The 18,870-nt window shown below is 43.3% G+C and carries 33 protein-coding genes; 1 reads left to right on the top strand and 32 read right to left on the bottom strand.

What is annotated here, in order from left to right:
- The first annotated feature begins 11 nt into the window (after positions 1-11).
- The gene (gene nadB, locus K1X84_05990) at positions 12-1,604 is read left to right on the top strand and encodes an L-aspartate oxidase (GenBank protein ID MBX7151172.1); all 1,593 of its coding nucleotides are present in this window, start codon (positions 12-14) and stop codon (positions 1,602-1,604) included.
- Here nadB and K1X84_05985 read toward each other — a convergent pair whose 3' ends face one another.
- The 32 genes from K1X84_05985 to K1X84_05830 all read right to left on the bottom strand — a co-directional run.
- Positions 1,605-2,714 carry a family 10 glycosylhydrolase gene (locus K1X84_05985; protein MBX7151171.1) on the bottom strand — a complete coding sequence of 370 codons (1,110 nt, stop codon included), beginning with the start codon at positions 2,712-2,714 and terminating at the stop codon, positions 1,605-1,607. It lies immediately after the preceding gene.
- A 127-nt stretch (positions 2,715-2,841) separates the two neighbouring features.
- A complete protein-coding gene (locus K1X84_05980) occupies positions 2,842-3,219 on the bottom strand; it encodes a hypothetical protein (GenBank protein ID MBX7151170.1) in 378 nt (125 codons plus the stop codon).
- A 28-nt stretch (positions 3,220-3,247) separates the two neighbouring features.
- Complete coding sequence (gene rplQ, locus K1X84_05975) at positions 3,248-3,811, bottom strand: 50S ribosomal protein L17 (GenBank protein ID MBX7151169.1); 564 nt, start codon at positions 3,809-3,811, stop codon at positions 3,248-3,250.
- Between the two features lie 30 nt (positions 3,812-3,841).
- On the bottom strand, positions 3,842-4,834 hold the full coding sequence (locus tag K1X84_05970) for a DNA-directed RNA polymerase subunit alpha (protein MBX7151168.1): 993 nt from the start codon (positions 4,832-4,834) through the stop codon (positions 3,842-3,844).
- Between the two features lie 67 nt (positions 4,835-4,901).
- The gene (gene rpsD / locus K1X84_05965) at positions 4,902-5,528 is read right to left on the bottom strand and encodes a 30S ribosomal protein S4 (protein ID MBX7151167.1); all 627 of its coding nucleotides are present in this window, start codon (positions 5,526-5,528) and stop codon (positions 4,902-4,904) included.
- Between the two features lie 24 nt (positions 5,529-5,552).
- Positions 5,553-5,960 (bottom strand): 30S ribosomal protein S11, encoded by a 408-nt coding sequence (rpsK, locus tag K1X84_05960; GenBank protein MBX7151166.1) that lies wholly within the window; start codon positions 5,958-5,960, stop codon positions 5,553-5,555.
- Between the two features lie 31 nt (positions 5,961-5,991).
- Positions 5,992-6,375 carry a 30S ribosomal protein S13 gene (gene rpsM, locus K1X84_05955; protein ID MBX7151165.1) on the bottom strand — a complete coding sequence of 128 codons (384 nt, stop codon included), beginning with the start codon at positions 6,373-6,375 and terminating at the stop codon, positions 5,992-5,994.
- Positions 6,376-6,408: 33 nt separating this feature from the next.
- Complete coding sequence (gene rpmJ / locus K1X84_05950) at positions 6,409-6,522, bottom strand: 50S ribosomal protein L36 (GenBank protein ID MBX7151164.1); 114 nt, start codon at positions 6,520-6,522, stop codon at positions 6,409-6,411.
- Between the two features lie 20 nt (positions 6,523-6,542).
- Positions 6,543-6,761 (bottom strand): translation initiation factor IF-1, encoded by a 219-nt coding sequence (infA, locus tag K1X84_05945; GenBank protein ID MBX7151163.1) that lies wholly within the window; start codon positions 6,759-6,761, stop codon positions 6,543-6,545.
- Positions 6,762-6,850: 89 nt separating this feature from the next.
- A complete protein-coding gene (gene map / locus K1X84_05940; GenBank protein ID MBX7151162.1) occupies positions 6,851-7,609 on the bottom strand; it encodes a type I methionyl aminopeptidase in 759 nt (252 codons plus the stop codon).
- Between the two features lie 11 nt (positions 7,610-7,620).
- Positions 7,621-8,952 carry a preprotein translocase subunit SecY gene (gene secY / locus K1X84_05935; GenBank protein ID MBX7151161.1) on the bottom strand — a complete coding sequence of 444 codons (1,332 nt, stop codon included), beginning with the start codon at positions 8,950-8,952 and terminating at the stop codon, positions 7,621-7,623.
- A 36-nt stretch (positions 8,953-8,988) separates the two neighbouring features.
- Positions 8,989-9,474, bottom strand: a complete 486-nt coding sequence (rplO, locus tag K1X84_05930) for a 50S ribosomal protein L15 (GenBank protein MBX7151160.1) — start codon at positions 9,472-9,474, stop codon at positions 8,989-8,991.
- Positions 9,475-9,495: 21 nt separating this feature from the next.
- Positions 9,496-9,738, bottom strand: coding sequence for a 50S ribosomal protein L30 (gene rpmD, locus K1X84_05925; GenBank protein MBX7151159.1), 243 nt, complete (start codon positions 9,736-9,738; stop codon positions 9,496-9,498).
- Positions 9,739-9,765: 27 nt separating this feature from the next.
- Positions 9,766-10,287 carry a 30S ribosomal protein S5 gene (gene rpsE / locus K1X84_05920; protein MBX7151158.1) on the bottom strand — a complete coding sequence of 174 codons (522 nt, stop codon included), beginning with the start codon at positions 10,285-10,287 and terminating at the stop codon, positions 9,766-9,768.
- Positions 10,288-10,337: 50 nt separating this feature from the next.
- Entirely contained in the window at positions 10,338-10,712 is a 375-nt protein-coding gene (gene rplR / locus K1X84_05915) for a 50S ribosomal protein L18 (GenBank protein MBX7151157.1), read from the bottom strand.
- Positions 10,713-10,754: 42 nt separating this feature from the next.
- Positions 10,755-11,297, bottom strand: coding sequence for a 50S ribosomal protein L6 (gene rplF / locus K1X84_05910; GenBank protein ID MBX7151156.1), 543 nt, complete (start codon positions 11,295-11,297; stop codon positions 10,755-10,757).
- A 59-nt stretch (positions 11,298-11,356) separates the two neighbouring features.
- The gene (gene rpsH, locus K1X84_05905; GenBank protein ID MBX7151155.1) at positions 11,357-11,749 is read right to left on the bottom strand and encodes a 30S ribosomal protein S8; all 393 of its coding nucleotides are present in this window, start codon (positions 11,747-11,749) and stop codon (positions 11,357-11,359) included.
- A gap of 54 nt (positions 11,750-11,803) precedes the next feature.
- On the bottom strand, positions 11,804-11,989 hold the full coding sequence (locus tag K1X84_05900) for a type Z 30S ribosomal protein S14 (protein MBX7151154.1): 186 nt from the start codon (positions 11,987-11,989) through the stop codon (positions 11,804-11,806).
- Between the two features lie 32 nt (positions 11,990-12,021).
- Positions 12,022-12,666: a 50S ribosomal protein L5 gene (gene rplE / locus K1X84_05895; GenBank protein ID MBX7151153.1), complete on the bottom strand. Its 645-nt coding sequence runs from the start codon at positions 12,664-12,666 to the stop codon at positions 12,022-12,024.
- Positions 12,667-12,708: 42 nt separating this feature from the next.
- On the bottom strand, positions 12,709-13,014 hold the full coding sequence (gene rplX / locus K1X84_05890) for a 50S ribosomal protein L24 (protein ID MBX7151152.1): 306 nt from the start codon (positions 13,012-13,014) through the stop codon (positions 12,709-12,711).
- A gap of 40 nt (positions 13,015-13,054) precedes the next feature.
- On the bottom strand, positions 13,055-13,423 hold the full coding sequence (rplN, locus tag K1X84_05885) for a 50S ribosomal protein L14 (protein ID MBX7151151.1): 369 nt from the start codon (positions 13,421-13,423) through the stop codon (positions 13,055-13,057).
- A gap of 33 nt (positions 13,424-13,456) precedes the next feature.
- Positions 13,457-13,738 (bottom strand): 30S ribosomal protein S17, encoded by a 282-nt coding sequence (rpsQ, locus tag K1X84_05880; GenBank protein ID MBX7151150.1) that lies wholly within the window; start codon positions 13,736-13,738, stop codon positions 13,457-13,459.
- A 41-nt stretch (positions 13,739-13,779) separates the two neighbouring features.
- A complete protein-coding gene (gene rpmC, locus K1X84_05875) occupies positions 13,780-14,172 on the bottom strand; it encodes a 50S ribosomal protein L29 (GenBank protein MBX7151149.1) in 393 nt (130 codons plus the stop codon).
- A 22-nt stretch (positions 14,173-14,194) separates the two neighbouring features.
- Positions 14,195-14,614: a 50S ribosomal protein L16 gene (gene rplP / locus K1X84_05870; GenBank protein MBX7151148.1), complete on the bottom strand. Its 420-nt coding sequence runs from the start codon at positions 14,612-14,614 to the stop codon at positions 14,195-14,197.
- 43 nt (positions 14,615-14,657) lie between these two features.
- Positions 14,658-15,311: a 30S ribosomal protein S3 gene (gene rpsC / locus K1X84_05865; protein ID MBX7151147.1), complete on the bottom strand. Its 654-nt coding sequence runs from the start codon at positions 15,309-15,311 to the stop codon at positions 14,658-14,660.
- A gap of 42 nt (positions 15,312-15,353) precedes the next feature.
- Complete coding sequence (gene rplV, locus K1X84_05860) at positions 15,354-15,692, bottom strand: 50S ribosomal protein L22 (GenBank protein MBX7151146.1); 339 nt, start codon at positions 15,690-15,692, stop codon at positions 15,354-15,356.
- 42 nt (positions 15,693-15,734) lie between these two features.
- A complete protein-coding gene (gene rpsS / locus K1X84_05855; protein ID MBX7151145.1) occupies positions 15,735-16,043 on the bottom strand; it encodes a 30S ribosomal protein S19 in 309 nt (102 codons plus the stop codon).
- A gap of 27 nt (positions 16,044-16,070) precedes the next feature.
- Positions 16,071-16,898 carry a 50S ribosomal protein L2 gene (gene rplB / locus K1X84_05850; protein MBX7151144.1) on the bottom strand — a complete coding sequence of 276 codons (828 nt, stop codon included), beginning with the start codon at positions 16,896-16,898 and terminating at the stop codon, positions 16,071-16,073.
- 51 nt (positions 16,899-16,949) lie between these two features.
- Entirely contained in the window at positions 16,950-17,282 is a 333-nt protein-coding gene (gene rplW / locus K1X84_05845) for a 50S ribosomal protein L23 (protein ID MBX7151143.1), read from the bottom strand.
- Between the two features lie 25 nt (positions 17,283-17,307).
- Positions 17,308-17,997: a 50S ribosomal protein L4 gene (rplD, locus tag K1X84_05840; GenBank protein ID MBX7151142.1), complete on the bottom strand. Its 690-nt coding sequence runs from the start codon at positions 17,995-17,997 to the stop codon at positions 17,308-17,310.
- A 25-nt stretch (positions 17,998-18,022) separates the two neighbouring features.
- On the bottom strand, positions 18,023-18,658 hold the full coding sequence (gene rplC, locus K1X84_05835; protein ID MBX7151141.1) for a 50S ribosomal protein L3: 636 nt from the start codon (positions 18,656-18,658) through the stop codon (positions 18,023-18,025).
- A 97-nt stretch (positions 18,659-18,755) separates the two neighbouring features.
- On the bottom strand, positions 18,756-18,870 hold a 115-nt coding region (locus tag K1X84_05830; protein ID MBX7151140.1), incomplete at its 5' end, for an uS10/mL48 family ribosomal protein.

The following is an 18,870-nucleotide window of genomic DNA, read 5'->3' as shown; positions in this document are numbered from 1 at the left end:
CGGTTTTGGCTATGCCCCACACATTATCCTCGGACTTTCTCATTGTTGGATCAGGCATTGGCGGATTATCGGCCGCTTTAAAATGTGCCTTTCTCGGGACAGTCCATGTCATCACCAAAAAAAGTGACACGGAAAGCAATACGAATTATGCTCAGGGAGGAATTGCGTCCGTTATCGCACAAGATGACAGTTTTGATTTACATGTTGAAGACACGCTCAAAGCCGGTGCCGGGCTTTGTCATCGTACAGCCGTTGAATTGATTGTAAGAAAAGGCCCGGATGCAATTCAGGAACTGGTACAGCTGGGCGTTGAATTTACACGTATTCATGACCATCTCGATCTGGGCCGCGAAGGCGGGCATTCCAAACATCGAATCGTCCACGCACACGACTTGACTGGGCGTGAAATTGAGCGGGCGTTGGTTCATGCCGTAAAAAATCATCCGAATATCCGCGTTTTTGAAAATCATATCGCGCTCGAAATTCTAACCGAACATCATTTAAAAAAAGTATCTTCAGCGATAACCGCATTCGGGGTGTATGCATTGGATATCGAAGCCAATCGCGTCAAAACTTTTTTATCGAAAATTACAATTCTATCAACCGGCGGATGTGGTCAAGTTTACAAACATACCACTAATCCAAAAATTGCTACCGGTGACGGAATTGCTATGGCGTATCGTGCAGGCGCTCGTGTCGGTAATCTTGAGTTCATGCAATTCCACCCTACATCATTGTATCATCCTGATGGTCAATCATTTCTTATTAGCGAGGCCGTTCGTGGTTTTGGCGCCCATTTGATCAATGCATCCGGTGAACGTTTTATGGAGCGGTACAGCCCGATGAAAGAACTCGCGCCCAGAGATATCGTAGCCAGAGCGATCGATGCCGAGATGAAAAAACGCGGTGAAAATTGCGTCTTTCTGAATTTGACACATATCGAAGCCGATAAGATTATCGAACATTTTCCCAACATTCACCGGCGTTGTTTGGAATATAAAATTGATATCACGCGCGAACCTATTCCTGTCGTTCCTGCGGCGCATTATATGTGCGGTGGCGTTGTAACAACTTTGAAAGGCGAAACCGATATTCGGCGGCTTTATGCCTGTGGAGAAGTGTCTTTAACCGGCGTACACGGCGCCAATCGTCTCGCAAGCAACTCTTTGCTCGAAGCGGTTGTTTTTGCCAATCAAGTCTTTCAAAGCACTCAAGAATTGATGACGAAAGACTCCATAGAGCTAGTCGACTTCCCGGAATGGGATGATAGCGGAACTTTTAGCACGGAAGAATGGGTTTTGATCGAACATAATTTAGAAGAAATCCAGCAAATCATGTGGAATTACGTAGGAATAGTTCGATCGGATTTGCGATTGGAGAGAGCAGAAAGACGCGTTCAGCTCATATCGGATGAAATTGAAAATTTTTACAAAAAAACCAAAGTTACGGAAGGGCTTATTGAATTGCGCAATATTGCCAAAGTAGCAAAACTGATTATCCGATGTGCTAAATTAAGAAAGGAAAGTCGTGGCCTTCATTACAATACCGATTATCCTAATTCCAATGATGCTTGCCTGAACGATACGATTATCCACAACGTTTAATTACGGCCACAGTTTTGAATCGATAACTGCATTGAAATATTTCCGATCGGTACGCATAATCTCGTATGAAAACACAGACAGTCCGGCCGGTTTCCATTTTTTCAATGCTTTGATCTTCTCACGCATAAGTGCGGAATTTTGATTATAGATCGCGACTCCTATCCAAATTTTTTTTGAGAAAATCGAATCTCCGGCGGCTGTTTTTGCTTCTCGTATCCGATTTTCAAATAATAATTGATCCACTGCATAGTTCATCATAACAGCCTGATCAAGAATTCCCTTTTGCAGCCATACAATCCAGTCTTGCATTACTTTATCGTGAGCCTCCGCCAAATCAGCAAATACTGCCGCAGTCACCATCACTTCCGATTTTAATGATTTAGTCTTGTTATAGATTTTTTCAACAAAATGAGTTAATTCGTTCCTGCGAAATTCAGACCATTTTTTTTGGATCCATGCAGAACGGTCAATATCTTCTTTTGTTTGAGCATTTCTAGTAAGACTATCCAGTGTCAGTGGATCCTGGCCATATTCCAGAACAAATTTTGAACGCATTGACTGTGAATAATCATACTGATTCCCAGGATAACGAATATAATCCAGGTGGATACCGTCGAGTTGATAGTGATCCAACAATTCCGTTATAATATTCAAAAAAGAGTTTTGAAATTCATCATCGCCTGGTGAAAGAAATATCCCTTCATACTTTTTAGCTATCAGACGATTAGTACCTTCATCCACCATTGATAAATTCTCCGCTGAAACAGCGCTCCATTCCGGATGTTCAAAAATGACGTGATCCTTACTCAAAGGATCACGTTCGGCGGACCATACATAAAAAACATTCAACCAGGCGTGGATTTTAAATTTTTGTCCGTGTGCTTTTTCTAGTAAGTAAGCAAGCGGGTCGAAATCGGTCGCCAATCCTTCAGCTTTAGGCAAAATCCGGCTGTTGTAAAAAGCATCACCGCGACCGCGAACTTGAATAAACAAGTCAGTGAAATTCCCTTTGTGTGCATCGTTCAAAAGTTGATCAATCGTACTTTTTGATTTCAGAATATCCCGTACGACCCACAAAGCTTTGGCCTTCCCTTCATTATTTGCTCTCAAACAATCTAAAGAAAGAAAAAAACAACAACTTGTTAAAAAGATAATTCTCATAAGCTATGATGGTTATAACAAATAAAAAAGGCAATCAAAAATTTGATTGCCTTTTAACTAAGCTTTTTAATCCGTTTTATTTTGAAAACGTAGTTTCTTCATAGAATTCGCAACGACGTTTTTTTCCGATACGCACAGTGGCTAACCGATCCGGAGCGATTCTTTTAGCAGTGCATTTATGGGTGGCCAAAATCAAATGAGCGCAGATAGTTTTCTTACCATGATTGTAGCATTGCACTTTCGACATTAATTCATTTTCAGATACTTGTGCGTCTGATGCGGAAGTAACGGTTTCACTTTTTTTAGCCGGTTTTTCTTTGGCAATTTTACTATGCGCTGATTTGGAAGCTTTGGCGACATGTTTTTCTTTTGCCGGCTTGCTGGCCGCACTTTTCTTCGAAACAGTCTTTTTCGCTTTTTTCTCTTCTTTGTCTTCTTTTTTCTTCGTCGACATATCCGGGAACCTTTACATTAGAAATGAACTATTTCGATTTCTGGAGTTCTTCTTTTTTTGCTTTAATACGTTCGGCCAAGCTCAGTTTGCGTTTTTCTTTCGCTTCTTTTTCCTCAGCCGCTTTAGTTTGACGATCAATATGTACATTTTCATAACCAACAATTTCTAAAATCGCCAAATGTGCAGCATCGCCTTTACGCTGGCCCAATTTTAATACACGCGTATAACCGCCGCCGGTATATTTCGGATTCTTAGTCTGGCGTTGTGTATCAAGTTCTTTCAATTTGGGACCAATTTCTTCGATCAATTCAGTAATGACCGTACGTTGAGTCAATTTCTTATCATCGACATTTTTATTGGTCAAAAGCAGTTTTTTCTTTCCTAAACGGCTGATCAAAATGCGGCGTGCAGCAAGATCACCTTGTTTGGCATACATCAGAAGCCGTTCTACGGCTCCACGAGCCGCTTTGGCTTTGGGCAACGTCGTTACAATCCGTTTATGGCGGAAAAGTTCATTGCAAAGATTTTTTAATAAAGCTTTGCGATGAGAAGCCGTCTTGCCAAGCTTTGCAACTTTTTTACCATGTCTCATGATTCTAATCCTATATCAAAAATTTATAAATTATTCTTCGCCGTTGTAATACTTCGAAACGTCCATCCCGAAATGCATTCCGCGCTCTTCCAGAATCTTATTCAGTTCCGTAAGTGACTTACGTCCGAAATTACGGTACTTAAGCATTTCAGATTCGTTTTTGCTGACGAGATCACCGATAGTTTTGATTCCAGCTGCACGCAAGCAATTATGCGAACGCACGGATAATTCGAGCTCATCAACACTCATCTTCAGCATTTGGCGAATTCTGGAAATTTCTTTGTCTTCAAGTTCGCTTTCCTGTGATTCTTCTTCGATTTCAAAATTGATGAACAATTGAATATGATCACGGAGTAAGCGGGCACTGATCGTCAATGCGTCGTCCGGAGTAATGCTGCCGTCAGTTGTAATTTCAATGATCAGTTTTTCAAAATCAGTATGTTGACCGACGCGGGTACTTTCGATCGTGTAGCGAACATTCTTGATCGGATTGAAAATCGAATCAATCGGAATGGTCCCAATCGGCATATCCGGAAATTTGTTTTCTTCGGACGGAACCCATCCTTTGCCACGGCCAATGCGAAGCTCAATTTGAAAATTCGCTTCTTTTGACAACGTGGCAATATGCAATTCAGGATTGAGCACTTCAAAGTCTACGCCATTGGATGCTTTTTGAACGTCGGCGGCAGTAAAAGCTCCGGGACCTTTTAAGTGCACAACAATTTTGTCCGGTTTTTTGTTGTGTAATTTAAAACGAACGCTCTTCAAATTAAGAACGATTTCCGACACATCTTCCGCTACGCCGGGTATAGTTGAAAATTCATGCAATACACCATCGACTTTGATGGATGTAATTGCAGCACCCGGCAACGATGACAATAATACGCGGCGAAGCGAATTACCTATCGTGACGCCAAAACCTCTTTCCAGCGGTTGCACGATAAATTTGCCATACGTAGTCGTATATGTGGATTCGTCTAATTCGATGCGCTCCGGCATCTGGAGTCCAGCCCAGTTTTGCACTCTTGAATCTCCTTCTTTAGAGATTGACAACTTGGGTTATCTATAATTGACAACCAATAACAATCATTTATTTGGAATATAATTCTACGATCAATTGTTCTTTGACGTCCAGCGGAATTTGTTCACGCTCAGGCATCGACACAAAACGACCTTTCAAACCGGCCTTATCAACATCGATCCAATTAAGCTGCTGGGCATCTTTTTGACGTTTGAGCGAATTATGGATCAATGCCAATTTTTTGCTCTTTTCGCGAATAGAAATCTCATTGCCCGGCTTTACTTGGAACGATGGAATGGTCACCAAGCGACCGTTAACTTCCACGTGGCGATGAAGTACTAACTGGCGAGCTTGTGATCTTGAACTCGCAAAACCCAGCCGGTATACCATATTATCCAAACGGCTTTCAAGTAATTGCAACAACACAACGCCAGTCACGCCTTTTTTACGTTCAGCACGGGCAAAATAGCCTCGGAATTGCCCTTCCAATACACCGTAAATACGACGAACTTTCTGTTTTTCACGAAGCTGGATGCTGTAGCCGGAAGGTTTAGAGCGTTTGTCGCCATGTTCGCCCGGAGGATAGTTCCGTTTTTCAACGGGACATTTATCGGTCAAACATTTTGAACCTTTTAAAAAAAGCTTTTCACCTTCGCGCCGGCACAATTTGCAAACGGCTTCCGTATATCTGGCCATTGAAATCTCCTATTTCAAAAAAAATTATACTCTGCGTTTTTTGGGTGGACGGCATCCGTTGTGCGGAATCGGCGTCAAATCACGGATGGCGGTTATTTCGAGGCCGGCAGCTTGTAAAGCTCTGATAGCCGACTCCCGTCCGGCACCAGGACCTTTGACGCGCACTTCGACGCGCTTCAATCCCATATCGATCGCTTGTTTGGCAGCCGTTTCTGCGGCAACTTGCGCTGCAAATGGAGTGCTTTTCTTCGACCCTCTAAATCCCATTTTACCCGACGTACACCAAGTAATCACGTCGCCATTGCTGTTACTGAGTGTAACGATCGTATTGTTGAAAGTCGCTTTGATAACTGCAACGCCCGTTGATTCGATTAGTTTTTTCTTTTTTCGAACTGTAGGTGTCGTCGCTGCCGTAGGTGTCGGTTTTGCCACCGTTTGTCTCCTTTAATTCCTATTTAAACTTTTACTTCTTCGCTTCAACTTTCTTGAGGCCGCCGATTGTTCTTCTCTTACCTTTACGAGTACGCGAATTCGTTCTGGTTCTCTGCCCTCTAACCGGTAAGCCTTTGCGATGACGCAACCCGCGATAACAACCGATATCCATCAAGCGCTTGATATTCAACGTGTATTCGCTACGCAACGCACCTTCGACTTTGAATTCGGCGTTGATCACGTTACGAATTTTATTTTCTTCGTCTTCGTTGAGTTCTTTAATCTTTTTGGTCGGTTCAACGCCGGCCTTTTCCAGAATTTTAATTGCCGCCGTCCGCCCGATTCCATAAATATAGGTCAAGGCGATAAACGCTCTCTTTTCTTTCGGCAATTCTACACCAGCTATACGAGCCAAGGTATTGCTCCTTACAAATTATTATAGTTAAAATTATCCCTGACGTTGTTTATGTTTTTTATTTTCGCAAATCACGCGCACAACGCCTTTTCGACGGATAATTTTGCATTTATCACAAATTTTTTTAACTGACGATCTGACTTTCATGAGACGGACGCTCCTAATAGTTACTTAAACCGATACGTAATTCGACCACGGGTAAGATCATACGGTGATAATTCAACCGTCACCTTATCTCCCGGTAATATCCTGATAAAATGCATTCTCATTTTACCGGAAATATGTGCATGAACTTCATGCCCGTTTTCTAACTTAACACGAAAAGTGGCGTTGGGTAATGTTTCCAGAATCACTCCGTCAACCTTGATCAGTTCCTCTTTGGCCACTCAGTTTTCCCTTAAGTTATTTGAAAACAGTTTAGGCGAAAAGTGAAGCAAATATATCAAAAAAAAACACAAAAGCAAGCTATAATTTATTAAAACAAGTCCGTTTGTGTTAAAACCATCGGACCCTCTTCGGTGACAACAATCGTATGTTCAAAGTGTGCAGAAGGCTTCCCGTCTGCCGTGCAAACCGTCCATTTATCCGGTTTTGTGTAAACTTCATACGTACCCATATTCACCATGGGCTCTACGCAAAAGACCATCCCGCTTTTCAAACGAGCGCCGGTACCTGGTTTACCATAATTAGGGACCTGCGGATCCTCGTGAAGTTCACGTCCAATCCCATGCCCAACCAGTTCTCTAACAATCGAGTACCCATGACCTTCGACATACGACTGAACCGCCGATGAAATATCATGCACACGCTGGCCGATTATTGCTTTTTTGATACCTTCATATAAAGAACTTTTGGTTACATCCAACAGGCTCTGTTTTTCTGCATTGATATGCCCAACTGGAAACGTAACCGCTGAATCACCGTAAAATCCATTTTTCAAAACGCCAACATCGACACCAATAATTTGACCCTCTTGCAATACAAATTTTTCGCTCGGAATACCATGAACTACAACATCATCGACTGATAAACAAGCGCTGCCTGGAAATCCTCGATAACCTTTGAAAGCCGGTTTACCGCCTTTTGAACGAATAAAACTTTCGATAGCTTTATCAAGTTCCATCGTGCTGAGACCCGGACAGACCAGTTCTTTTGCCATCTTCAAACATTCAACAACAACCCGGCATGATTCCCGTATGTATTCAATTTCTTTTGAAGATTTCAGATGGATCATGATTCCTATTTCTAACCGCGACGGCCGCGAATCCTGCCGGTCTTCAAAAAACCATCATAGTGTCGCATAACCAAATGCGATTCAATTTGCTGGATCGTATCTAATCCAACGCCCACGACAATTAACAACGAGGTCCCGCCAAAGAACGAGGCAAAACTATATGACACATCGGTCGAGTGACGTACGAAAAATGGAAGAATTGCAATCAATCCAAGAAATATAGCGCTTGGAAGCGTTACTCTCGTCAAAATATTATCGATGAAATCCGATGTTTTCTTACCCGGACGCACTCCAGGAATAAAAGCGCCCTGTTTTTTCAAATTGTCAGCAACTTCAACCGGGTTCATTGCAATAGCTGTATAAAAATATGTGAAGAAAACAATGATAATCAAAAACATTAGATTGTAAAATATTGAATCAATTGAAAAATGCTGAGTAATAAATTCTGAAAAAGGACCGGGGAAAAACGTCGCAAGAGTATTCGGTACAAACATAATTGATTGCGCAAAAATAATCGGCATCACGCCTGCAATATTGATTCGCATTGGAATATAAGTTGACTGACCCCCGTACACTTTACGGCCGATGACGCGTCGTGCATATTGTACCGGAACCTTACGAATGCCCTGAGTAATGAAAATAATAGCCGCAACAATGGCGAGAAGAATTACAACCAGAACAAGTTCAATCATAATATTGCGATTACCATTAGCAATTTGTTGCGCTTCATCGAAAATGGCTGTCGGAAACCGCGCCAAAATACCAATGGTAATAACCAACGAAATACCATTACCGATACCGCGCTCAGTGATTTGTTCGCCAAGCCACATAATAAACATCGTACAGGTTGTCATGGTTACCATGGTCATCAAGAAAAAGAGCGGGCCTTGATCCGGCACAACTTTTACTTCCTGATTACCGACTACAACGCTCAAACTGCACAACCAGGTAGCCACGCCGATTGCCTGTATGGCCGCCAACGCCACCGTTCCGTAGCGTGTCATTTGATTGATTTTTTTACGTCCTTCTTCGCCTTCACGCTGAAGTTTCTGCAGATAAGGAATGGTTGTTCCAAGTAACTGCAGAATAATCGACGTGCTGATGTACGGCATGATACCTAAAGCGGCAATTGTTGCCTGGCTCAAACCGCCACCGGCAAATAGATCATAAAAACTCAATAAAGTGTTTTCAGCTTGACGAAAATATTGTCCCAATGCTGTCGCATTGATACCCGGAGCCGGAATGTGTGCAGCGATGCGCTCAATTAACAGAACGGCTAACGTGAAAAAAATCCGTTTACGTAACTCCGGTATCTTAAAAACATTCGCAAAGGTTTGAAGCATGGTGCGTTGTCTTTCTAAACAGAATGAATGAGTGGCTTATTTTTTCTTGCCTTTTTTCTTCTCAAGAACCGTTTTCTTCACACCCAAGACCGTGACTTTGCCGCCGGCTTTTTCGATCTTTTCTTTCGCCGATGCACTGATGGCGTGCACTTCTAATTGCAAAGCCTTCTTAATGTCACCGTTTCCTAAAATCTTAACAGGTTTGGTTTTTTTGGCAATCAATCCGGCTTCATGTAGAAAGAGTGCGTCAATTTTTTTTGTAGTTTCCAAGCCTTCAAGCGATGAAAGATTGACGATCTGAAATTCTTTTCTGAAAATATTGGTGAAACCGTATTTCGGTAACCGACGCTGGAGCGGCATCTGACCGCCCTCAAACCCGGCCTGCATATTGACACCGGAACGTGATTTCAAACCTTTATTACCTTTGGTCGACGTACCACCATGACCCGAACCCTCACCACGTCCGATACGTTTGACTTTTTTCCTCGATCCCGGCGCATATTTAAGATTACTTAAATTCATGATCAATCCTCTGAAAACTTTTTACTTTTTAGCTTTGATTACTTTATATCCGGCTTCGGCTTTGGGTTGTGCTTTCGGCTTTTCATTGACCGATTCGCACGACACGATATAACGAACGCTTTCCACCATTCCGCGAATTTGCGGAGTATCGTTGTGATAAACAGTTTGACCGATTTTTCTTAGGCCCAACGTGCGGACAGTTGCACGATGTTTTTCCATAGCACCGTTCAAGCTACGCACCTGTGTAATTTTCAATAAACTCATAATACCTTACCTGGTTGATATTTCTAACTATTTCGTAAGCACTTCCATTACAGAAAGGCCGCGGCGTGCACCGATTTCCCGCGCATTGGTCACTTCACTCAAAGCCTTCATTGTTGCTTTGACAACGTTATGAGGATTGGATGAGCCTTTGCATTTGGTCAAAATATCGGTAATTCCTACAGATTCAACGACCGCACGAACAGCGGCACCCGCAATAATACCAGTTCCCTTCGATGCAGGTTTCAGAAAAATTTTACCGGCACCAAACTTCGCCGACACTTCGTGGGGCAACGTTCCGTTCATCAGAGGAACATAAATCATTTTTTTCTTGGCGTCTTCTTTTCCTTTAGCAATAGCATCCGGAACTTCATTCGCTTTACCCAATCCGATACCAACGCGTCCTTTACCGTCGCCAACAACTACAATAGCATTAAAACTAAAACGACGACCACCTTTCACAACTTTCGCAACGCGATTGATATAGACGACGCGTTCTTCTTTAAGATCCGTTTCAGTCGGGTTTTCCTGATTCCCTTGTTGCTTACTCATCGATCTTTTGCTCATCAAAGCCTCACGTATATGACGTTACTTTATTAAACTTAAAATTGTAGTCCGCCTTCGCGCGCACCATCAGCCACTGCTTTTACACGGCCGTGAAATTGATAGCCACCGCGATCAAACACAACCTTTTCGATACCTTTGCTTTTCGCAGCTTTGGCCACTTCCATACCAACGGCTTTCGAAACACCGATTTTCCCTTTCGAACCGCTTACTGCATTTTTTACTGCATCGGCCGTACTGCTGATGTGCACAAGCGTTTTGCCCTGCGAATCGTCAATCAATTGCGCATAAATATGCTTAACGCTTCGGAATATCGCCAAACGGGGACGCTCCGTAGTACCGGCTAATTTGCGGCGAATACGCTTTCTGATCTTGGCGCGTTTCGCTGTTTTAAGAGTATGTTGATCTGACATAAATTTACAATCTCAATAATATATTGAATGATTAAAATGTACTTACTTCTTGGCGGCGGCTTTACCAGCTTTACGGCGGATTTTTTCATCTGCATATTTAACGCCTTTGCCTTTATAAGGTTCAGGCAATTTGAAAGAACGAATTTTCTGAGCCACCTGACCGATTAATTGTTTGTCAATTCCTTTAACGCTGACGGCCGTCGGACTGCTGACTACTATTTCAACACCCGTGGGCGGCTGAAAAAGTAAAGGGTGCGAAAAACCGAGATTGAATTGAACCATCTTTCCCTTGGCTTCGGCTTTATAGCCAACGCCAACGATTTCTAATTTTCGTTCAAAACCTTGCGTTACACCGGTAACCATGTTGGCTATAACGGCCCGTGCCGTGCCGTGCAGTGCCCGGTGAAATCCGACATTACTCTTTCGGGAAATATGGATTTCTTTATCTTTCATTTCGATCACTGTATCGGGGTGAAACGTCTGATGCAGTTCACCTTTCGGTCCTTTGATGCGAACCGTTGCTCCCGAAATTGTCACCGTCACATTGGCTGGGACGGGAATAGGTTTTTTTCCAATTCTTGACACGATATTACTCCTAAATACTTTTCCTCTCGATGTAATCGAGCCGATTTAAAATTTTAAAACTACCAGATATAGCACAACACTTCGCCACCGACGTTTTCCAGCTTGGCTTTTTTATTCGTCATCACGCCTTTCGGAGTCGAAAGAATGGCAACACCTAAGTTGGCTTTCACGCGTGGAATGCTTTTGACACCGGTATAACGGCGCAATCCGGGCGTACTCACTCGCGCAATATGAGAAATCGCATTACGTTTTTTCTCATCGTATTTGAGGTAAATGCGAAGAATTCCTTGTTTACCGTCGTCAAAATTATTGTAATCTTTGATAAAACCCTGTTCGAGCAGAATTTGTGTAATATCACGTTTCAGGTTCGACGCAGGGATATCCACACTTTTTTTCTTCGCCTGTATCGCGTTACGGATTTTCGTCAGGAAATCCGCGATCGGATCGGTCATGGACATGGAAACTTCTCCTTTATTAAAAACTTCTTAAAATCTTCTAAAAGCGCTTTACCACGAAGCTTTGGTAACGCCCGGAATTTCTCCGTTCAATGCCAGATCGCGGAAACAAATTCTGCAAATGGCAAATTTGCGCATATACGCACGCACACGTCCGCAGCGCTTGCACCGCGTCACTTTACGCGTCGAAAATTTCGGAGTCCTTTTGGTTTTTGCAACCCATGCTTTCGTTGCCAATGTAAAGTCCCTTTCTGATAAATCCTTTTAGTTTATTTCTTCCTAAACGGCATACCGAATTCTTTGAGCAATTCATACGCTTCTTCGTCCGTCTTGGCGGAAGTCACGATCGTGATATCCATTCCGCGCACTTTATCCATTTTGTCAACATCGATTTCCGGGAAGATAATCTGCTCTTTCACACCAAGTGTATAGTTGCCACGCCCGTCAAACGATTTGTCCGGTACACCTTTGAAATCGCGGATACGCGGAATGGCCACATTCAGCAACCGATCGAGAAATTCATACATGGCTGCATGTCTTAGAGTGACAAAACATGCAATGGGCACTCCCTGACGCAATTTGAAATTCGAGATGGCTTTTTTCGCTTTGCGCAATGCCGGTTTCTGACCGGTAATCAATGTCAAGTCATGCACGGCAGCGTCAAGTAATTTAGGATCCTGCGTGGCCTGACCCACGCCCATGTTGATGACAATTTTGTCCAACTTGGGAACTTGCATGAGATTTTTGTACGTAAACTTTTTCATTAGCGCAGGGATAACGCGATCTTTATAAGCGGCCTGTAAACGCGCTTTGTAATTTTTATCTACAGCTTCACGTTTGCCTGCAACGGCCAGACCATCGCCGCCTTTTTTTTCTTTTTTCTCTTTTGTCGCTGTTTTTTCTTGCTTCGCCATGATGCTATTAAGTTCCTCTTAACGTGAAAATTACTTTAATTTCTAATTGACGACTTCGCCGGTTACCCGGGCAACGCGCACTTTGCTACCGTCTTCAAGGTGTTTGTGGCCAACACGGGTTTTTTGTCCATTGTGAACCAACATGACTTTGCTGGCATGGATCGACGCTTCTTTTTCTTGAATACCACCTTGAGGATTGCGCTGATTCGGCTTGATATGTTTTTTACGTAAATTAATGCCTTCGACAATCACGCGGTTTTCATCGACAAAAACTTTAAGCACTTTGCCTTGTTTGCCTTTATGAATTCCGGAGATCACTTGCACAGTATCATTCTTTTTGATATGCATATTTTATTTCCTTGAACTTTCTCGTAATTGATGGTACTACTTATAGTACTTCCGGTGCGAGTGAAACAATTTTCATAAATTGTTTTTCTCGCAATTCGCGCGCCACGGGCCCGAAAATACGAGTCCCTGTAGGCTCTTTATCTTTATTGATCAATACAGCTGCATTTTCATCAAAACGAATGTATGATCCGTCTTTGCGACGAGTTTCTTTACGCAAACGCACCACCACGGCACGAGCCACATCGCCTTTTTTAACGCCACCACCCGGAATAGCGTCCTTGACCGAAACAATAATTTCATCGCCCAAATGAGCATATCGCTTAGACGTACCTCCCAAAACACGAATGCACATGACTTTTTTCGCGCCAGAGTTGTCGGCTACCGTTAATCGTGTATATTCTTGAATCATGGTTTATCTCACAAAGTTTAGTGTTAGAGTCGGTTAAACGGCTTTTTTGATAATTTCAATCAGGCGCCATCTTTTGAGTTTGCTCAAAGGACGTGTTTCCATGATCTTAACGATATCGCCGATTTTAGCTTCTTGCTTTTCATCATGCGCCATCAACTTGGTCGTTTTCTTGACGTACTTTTTGTAAATCGGGTGTTCAACTTTCCGCTCGATCGCTACCAGAATGCTCTTTTGCATTTTGTTGCTAACAACAGTGCCGGTACGAACTTTACGGCGATTGCGTGTTTCAGTATTTTTTTCGGTCTGATTCGACATGAATTCATTCTCCCATCATGCTGCGGTTATTCCGCAACGTATTATCGCACTAAAATATTTTTTAAAGTTTGATACTCTTTAACAAAATCTTTACGCCGAGGATGTGCATACAATACCGTCAGTGCCTGACGCAATTTTGCTTTATCCGCGTGGATTTTTTCACCCTTGATAACATCAGCGACTTCAGAAATCTGGTACTGGCTGCTCAAGGCATTCAAAATGTCTTTGGCTTTGATCATGGCAGTTTTGACTTCTTCTTCGCGGATCATCGTTTTAAGTAACGCAATTTCTTTGCGTTTTTCTTTAAGCGCTAATTTATTTTCTAATTGTCCGACGCCATGCTGAAACCGCAGGTCGAAAAGATTATTTTCCGCATCGACCAGCATGCCCTTCATTTCTTCAACCGGTAACCCGCGTACTTCATGTGCTTTCATGAACTGATTTCTCCTAAATAAATTATGCGCGAATTTCGCCGCGTTCGACAAACTTTGAACGAATCGGCAACTTAAATGCAGCCAAACGGAACGCTTCTTTGGCTAAATCCTCCGTTACACCGTCGATTTCAAACATGACACGTCCGGGCTTAATAACGGCTACCCAAAACTCAGGAGCGCCTTTACCAGAACCCATACGTACTTCGAGCGGTTTTTTTGTAACCGGCTTGTCAGGAAATATGCGGATCCAGATTTTACCGCCGCGCTTGATGTAACGCGTCATCGCAATACGTGCCGCTTCAATCTGACGTGCCGTTATCCAGCCGCATTCCATAGCTTTCAAACCATACGATCCGAAATTGACTTCGTTACCGCGAGTAGCCTTTCCACGCATTTTTCCGCGGTGATGCTTTCTGTGTTTGACTTTTTTCGGCATTAACATGATGAACGAACTCCTGAACGATCGATTTTAAAAATTTTCTAAATTATTTCGCTTCAAACGGATTCAATACTTCGCCTTTGCAAATCCATACTTTGACGCCAATTTGACCATAAGTCGTACGCGCCGTACCTTTTGCAAAATCAATATCCGCACGCAGTGTATGCAACGGCACGCGGCCTTCATTGTAGCGATCGGCACGTGCCATTTCAGCGCCGCCAAGGCGGCCTGAAACTGCAATACGAATTCCTTCAGCACCCATACGCATCGCCGCACGAACGGCATTTTTCATCGCACGTTTGTAAGGAATTTTGCCTTCCATTTGGCGTGCGATATCATTGGCCACTAACGTCGCATCAATTTCCGGCGATTTGATTTCCGAAATGTTGATACGGACGTCTTTACCGGTAATTTTTTTCAATTCTTCACGTAATTGATCGACGTCTTTCCCTTTGCGGCCGATGACGATCCCGGGGCGAGCAGTATGAACCGTGATGGTAATGACTTCCGCTTCTTTTTTCAAACGCTCAATGGCAATTTTGGTCACACGGGCATCTTTTGGAAGACGATTGCGCAAATACTCGCGCAGTTTAAGGTCCTCATGCAGTTTATCTGCAAAATGTTTTTCATCGAACCAACTGGAATTCCAGGTTCTAATGACGCCTAATCGTAAGCCTATCGGATGCGTTTTCTGTCCCAAAGTATCCTCCGTGAAAAATAATACTTAAAACTTTTTCATAAATTATGCTCGCTCTGCAACCACGACGGTCAAGTGACTCGTACGTTTACGAATCATTGAACGACGACCCATCGATCCCGCACGGCCCCGCTTCAGCATCGGGCCGCCATCGACAAAAATTTCTTTGACAAACAAACGGTCTGCATGAGTGCCGGGATTGATAAATTGAGCATTCGCTACTGCAGAACGAATCGCTTTTTCAATGTGTTCAGCCGCATTCTTGCGCGTAAAATGCAGAATATTTAAAGCCTCTTCTGTGCCTTTTCCGCGAACTAATTCCGCAACACGACGCATTTTGCGGGGAGAAATTCTTAAAAATCGTGATAAAGCTTTATGTTCCATAGTTCGTTTCCTGTCCGTAAGGGGACGATCTCCTGTTTAAAATTATTTCTTTGGTGCTGCAGGTGCAGTGGTTGTACCTGCCGCGGCGGCTTTACTTCCCGAATGACCGCGAAATAAACGTGTTGGTGCAAATTCACCCAATTTATGGCCCACCATGTTTTCAGACACATACACGGGGATGAATTGTTTTCCATTGTGAACAGCAAACGTGTGTCCTACAAAATCCGGCGAAATCGTGCATGCACGAGCCCAAGTTTTGACGACTTTTTTCTGATTGCTTTTGTTCATCGCTTCAATTTTTTCCTGAAGCTTTTCATCGATAAACGGGCCTTTTTTGATCGAACGACTCATGCTATTTCCTCTATCTTATCAGACTTTTTACTTACGACGTTTGATGATATACCGATTGGTACGATGATTTTTCTTACGCGTTTTGTAACCCTTGGTCGGTTGGCCCCATGGCGTTACCGGATGAGGATTACCTTGCGGGGAACGGCCTTCACCACCACCGTGCGGGTGATCAACAGGATTCATCACGACACCTCGGTTGTGCGGACGTTTGCCCATCCAACGAACGCGGCCAGCTTTTCCGATGGCAATATTTTCATGTTCAAGATTACCGACTTGACCGATCGTTGCATAACAATCTTCCAAAACTTTACGAATTTCGCCCGAAGGTAACCGTAATTGCACATAACCTTCTTCTCGGCCCGCGATATTGGCAAACGCACCGGCCGAACGCGCCATTTGGCCGCCTTTATTCAGTTTCAACTCAACATTATGTACATCCGATCCGATCGGAATTAATTTTAACGGCATGGCATTGCCAATTTTAATTTCTGCCGTTTCACCTGACATCACTTTTTCGCCAACTCGCAATCCTTTAGGGGCAAGAATATAACTTTTTTCGCCGTCTGCATATTGAATCAAAGCAATATTGGCGCTACGGTTTGGGTCATATTCGATTCCGATTACTTTCGCTTCGACGCCGGTTTTACGGCGTTTGAAATCGATGATGCGGTACATCCGCTTATGGCCGCCGCCGCGGAAACGCGACGTGGTATGTCCGATGTTGTTACGACCGCCCGTCTTCGCTAAAGGCTCCAACAACGTTTTTTCCGGCGTTGTTTTCGTGACTTCTGCGAAGTCTGATACCGTCAAAAATCGGCGTGTTGGCGTATAAGGTCTGAACGATTTAACCGGCATGATAACTATTCTCCATTTATGCTCGCTATTGCGATAAATTTCTTATTTGATTTACGCTGCGCCTTCGACAAATTCGATTTTGTTGTCTTTTGCAAGCGTGACGACTGCTTTTTTCCAGTCTCGGCTTTTACCTTCAGTTCTTCCGGCTTTGGTCCAGCGAATTTTAGCTTTTCCCATTACATTAATGGTACGAACGGAATCGACTTTGACGTTGAATTTCTTTTCAATGGCTTGTTTGATTTCCATTTTGTTGGCATCTTTAGAAACTTCAAATGCGTACTGATTTAAAATTTCTCCGTTACGCTTTTTCTTATCTTTCAGAATTGTCATTTTTTCGGTAATGACCGGACGGCGTAAAATCTGATTAACTCTGGTATTGTCCATGATAGTTAAAACCTTTTAAAGTTTCTTATTCGGCGCCGGCGCCAAAAGCCGTTGCCACATTCTTCAATGCCGTTTCGTGAAAAAGCACATAATCGGCATTCATAATTTCATAGGTTGAAGCGTCCTTGGTCACGCTAATTTTCAAGCCGGGAATATTGCGGCATGATTTTTTGAAGTTTTCATAAACGCGAACTTCTTTTTCGTCTTTTCGAGTCTTGTCAACCAACATCAATACTTTTTGAATTTTTTTGGTTTCACTCACTAAGCCCAAATTGGTCAAAACTTCAAATACTGATTTCGTTTTAGGCGTTTCAGCGCACAAAGTATGAAAATCTTCAACAACTACAATTTTGCTGTCATTCGCTTTATAGGTCAAGGCTGACTTGCGCGCAAGACGCTTGACTTTAACATTCGTATCCTTTTTGTAAAGATGAGGATGCGGACCGAAAGTGATAGCGCCGCCCGGCCATAAAGGAGTCTTGACCGATCCTGCACGGGCTCCGCCTGTACCTTTTTGTTTCCAAGGTTTTTTGGTAGTACCGGAAACATCGGAACGCTCAAGCGTATTGTGTGTTCCGTGGCGTTTATTGGCACGTTCGGCTTTAACAGCCAAATACACGGCGTGATCATTGGGTGTGATTCCAAAAATATCCGCCGGCAGTTCTACTTTACGCCCTGAATCTTCACCGTTAATTTTTTTGACATCTAGTTTCATTGATCGAATCCTCGATTAAACTTTCTTACTTGCCGTTTTTGCGAATTTCAATGTAGGAATTGGTCGCTCCAGGTACGCTGCCTTTGATAAATAAAACATTCGTTTCTTTATCCAGACGTACCACCTTCAGATTTTTTACGGTAACACGATCGCTTCCCATTCTGCCGGCCATACGCATGCCTTTGAAAACGCGCGAAGGATCGGACGAACCGCCGACAGAACCCGGCGAACGAACGCGATCGGAAGCACCGTGCGATGTTTGATTGATACCGCCGAATCCGTGACGTTTTACAACGCCTTGAAATCCTTTTCCTTTGGAAGTACCGACCACTGTAATTTTGTCACCGACATTGAAGATATCCAGGCTGACCGTTGCACCGAGTTGAAATTGCGCTACATCAAGATCTTTAAATTCTCTCAGAATGCGCGGAAAGGTCTCAGTCAAACCGGCTTTTTTTGCATGACCTTGGAGAGGATTCGGCGTGTTTTTACCGCGGCGATTACCAACGGCTAATTGAACAGCTTCATAGCCGTCTTTTTCCTTGGTCTTGATTTGTGTCACGACGTTGGGCAATGCCTCGACAAGGGTTACGGGAATAATATTCCCGCTCTCGTCAAAAATATTGCTCATGCCGATTTTTCTGCCAATCATACCACTCATTGTAACTATTCTCCTGTAAGGAATTTCTCCGACGCAGTTTTTGCGTCGTACGAAATTCCATCAAAATTTAAACATTGCCCGGTCGCCCGGGTTGCTATTATGCGTTGGCGGTCACTTTCAATTCAATATCTACACCGGCTGGTAACTCCAGCTTAGACAACGCTTCTACCGTTTTATTCGTCGCGTTCAAAATACAAATTAAGCGTTTGTGA

Source organism: bacterium, from assembly GCA_019695335.1.
Lineage (GTDB): Bacteria > CLD3 > CLD3 > SB21 > SB21 > JABWBZ01.
This window is presented reverse-complemented; position numbering and strand designations above follow the sequence as displayed.

Excerpts from the sequence above, each read along its gene's own strand:
- nadB (MBX7151172.1), top strand. The coding sequence starts at position 12 with ATGCCCCACACATTATCCTCGGACTTTCTCATTGTTGGATCAGGCATT.
- K1X84_05980 (MBX7151170.1), bottom strand. The coding sequence starts at position 3,219 with ATGTCGACGAAGAAAAAAGAAGACAAAGAAGAGAAAAAAGCGAAAAAG.
- rplQ (MBX7151169.1), bottom strand. The coding sequence starts at position 3,811 with ATGAGACATGGTAAAAAAGTTGCAAAGCTTGGCAAGACGGCTTCTCAT.
- rpsD (MBX7151167.1), bottom strand. The coding sequence starts at position 5,528 with ATGGCCAGATATACGGAAGCCGTTTGCAAATTGTGCCGGCGCGAAGGT.
- rpmJ (MBX7151164.1), bottom strand. The coding sequence starts at position 6,522 with ATGAAAGTCAGATCGTCAGTTAAAAAAATTTGTGATAAATGCAAAATT.
- map (MBX7151162.1), bottom strand. The coding sequence starts at position 7,609 with ATGATCCATCTGAAATCTTCAAAAGAAATTGAATACATACGGGAATCA.
- secY (MBX7151161.1), bottom strand. The coding sequence starts at position 8,952 with ATGCTTCAAACCTTTGCGAATGTTTTTAAGATACCGGAGTTACGTAAA.
- rplO (MBX7151160.1), bottom strand. The coding sequence starts at position 9,474 with ATGAATTTAAGTAATCTTAAATATGCGCCGGGATCGAGGAAAAAAGTC.
- rpmD (MBX7151159.1), bottom strand. The coding sequence starts at position 9,738 with ATGAGTTTATTGAAAATTACACAGGTGCGTAGCTTGAACGGTGCTATG.
- rpsE (MBX7151158.1), bottom strand. The coding sequence starts at position 10,287 with ATGAGTAAGCAACAAGGGAATCAGGAAAACCCGACTGAAACGGATCTT.
- rplR (MBX7151157.1), bottom strand. The coding sequence starts at position 10,712 with ATGTCAGATCAACATACTCTTAAAACAGCGAAACGCGCCAAGATCAGA.
- rpsH (MBX7151155.1), bottom strand. The coding sequence starts at position 11,749 with ATGACCGATCCGATCGCGGATTTCCTGACGAAAATCCGTAACGCGATA.
- rplE (MBX7151153.1), bottom strand. The coding sequence starts at position 12,666 with ATGGCGAAGCAAGAAAAAACAGCGACAAAAGAGAAAAAAGAAAAAAAA.
- rplX (MBX7151152.1), bottom strand. The coding sequence starts at position 13,014 with ATGCATATCAAAAAGAATGATACTGTGCAAGTGATCTCCGGAATTCAT.
- rplN (MBX7151151.1), bottom strand. The coding sequence starts at position 13,423 with ATGATTCAAGAATATACACGATTAACGGTAGCCGACAACTCTGGCGCG.
- rpsQ (MBX7151150.1), bottom strand. The coding sequence starts at position 13,738 with ATGTCGAATCAGACCGAAAAAAATACTGAAACACGCAATCGCCGTAAA.
- rpmC (MBX7151149.1), bottom strand. The coding sequence starts at position 14,172 with ATGAAAGCACATGAAGTACGCGGGTTACCGGTTGAAGAAATGAAGGGC.
- rplP (MBX7151148.1), bottom strand. The coding sequence starts at position 14,614 with ATGTTAATGCCGAAAAAAGTCAAACACAGAAAGCATCACCGCGGAAAA.
- rplV (MBX7151146.1), bottom strand. The coding sequence starts at position 15,692 with ATGGAACATAAAGCTTTATCACGATTTTTAAGAATTTCTCCCCGCAAA.
- rpsS (MBX7151145.1), bottom strand. The coding sequence starts at position 16,043 with ATGAGTCGTTCGATCAAAAAAGGCCCGTTTATCGATGAAAAGCTTCAG.
- rplB (MBX7151144.1), bottom strand. The coding sequence starts at position 16,898 with ATGCCGGTTAAATCGTTCAGACCTTATACGCCAACACGCCGATTTTTG.
- rplW (MBX7151143.1), bottom strand. The coding sequence starts at position 17,282 with ATGGACAATACCAGAGTTAATCAGATTTTACGCCGTCCGGTCATTACC.
- rplD (MBX7151142.1), bottom strand. The coding sequence starts at position 17,997 with ATGAAACTAGATGTCAAAAAAATTAACGGTGAAGATTCAGGGCGTAAA.
- rplC (MBX7151141.1), bottom strand. The coding sequence starts at position 18,658 with ATGAGTGGTATGATTGGCAGAAAAATCGGCATGAGCAATATTTTTGAC.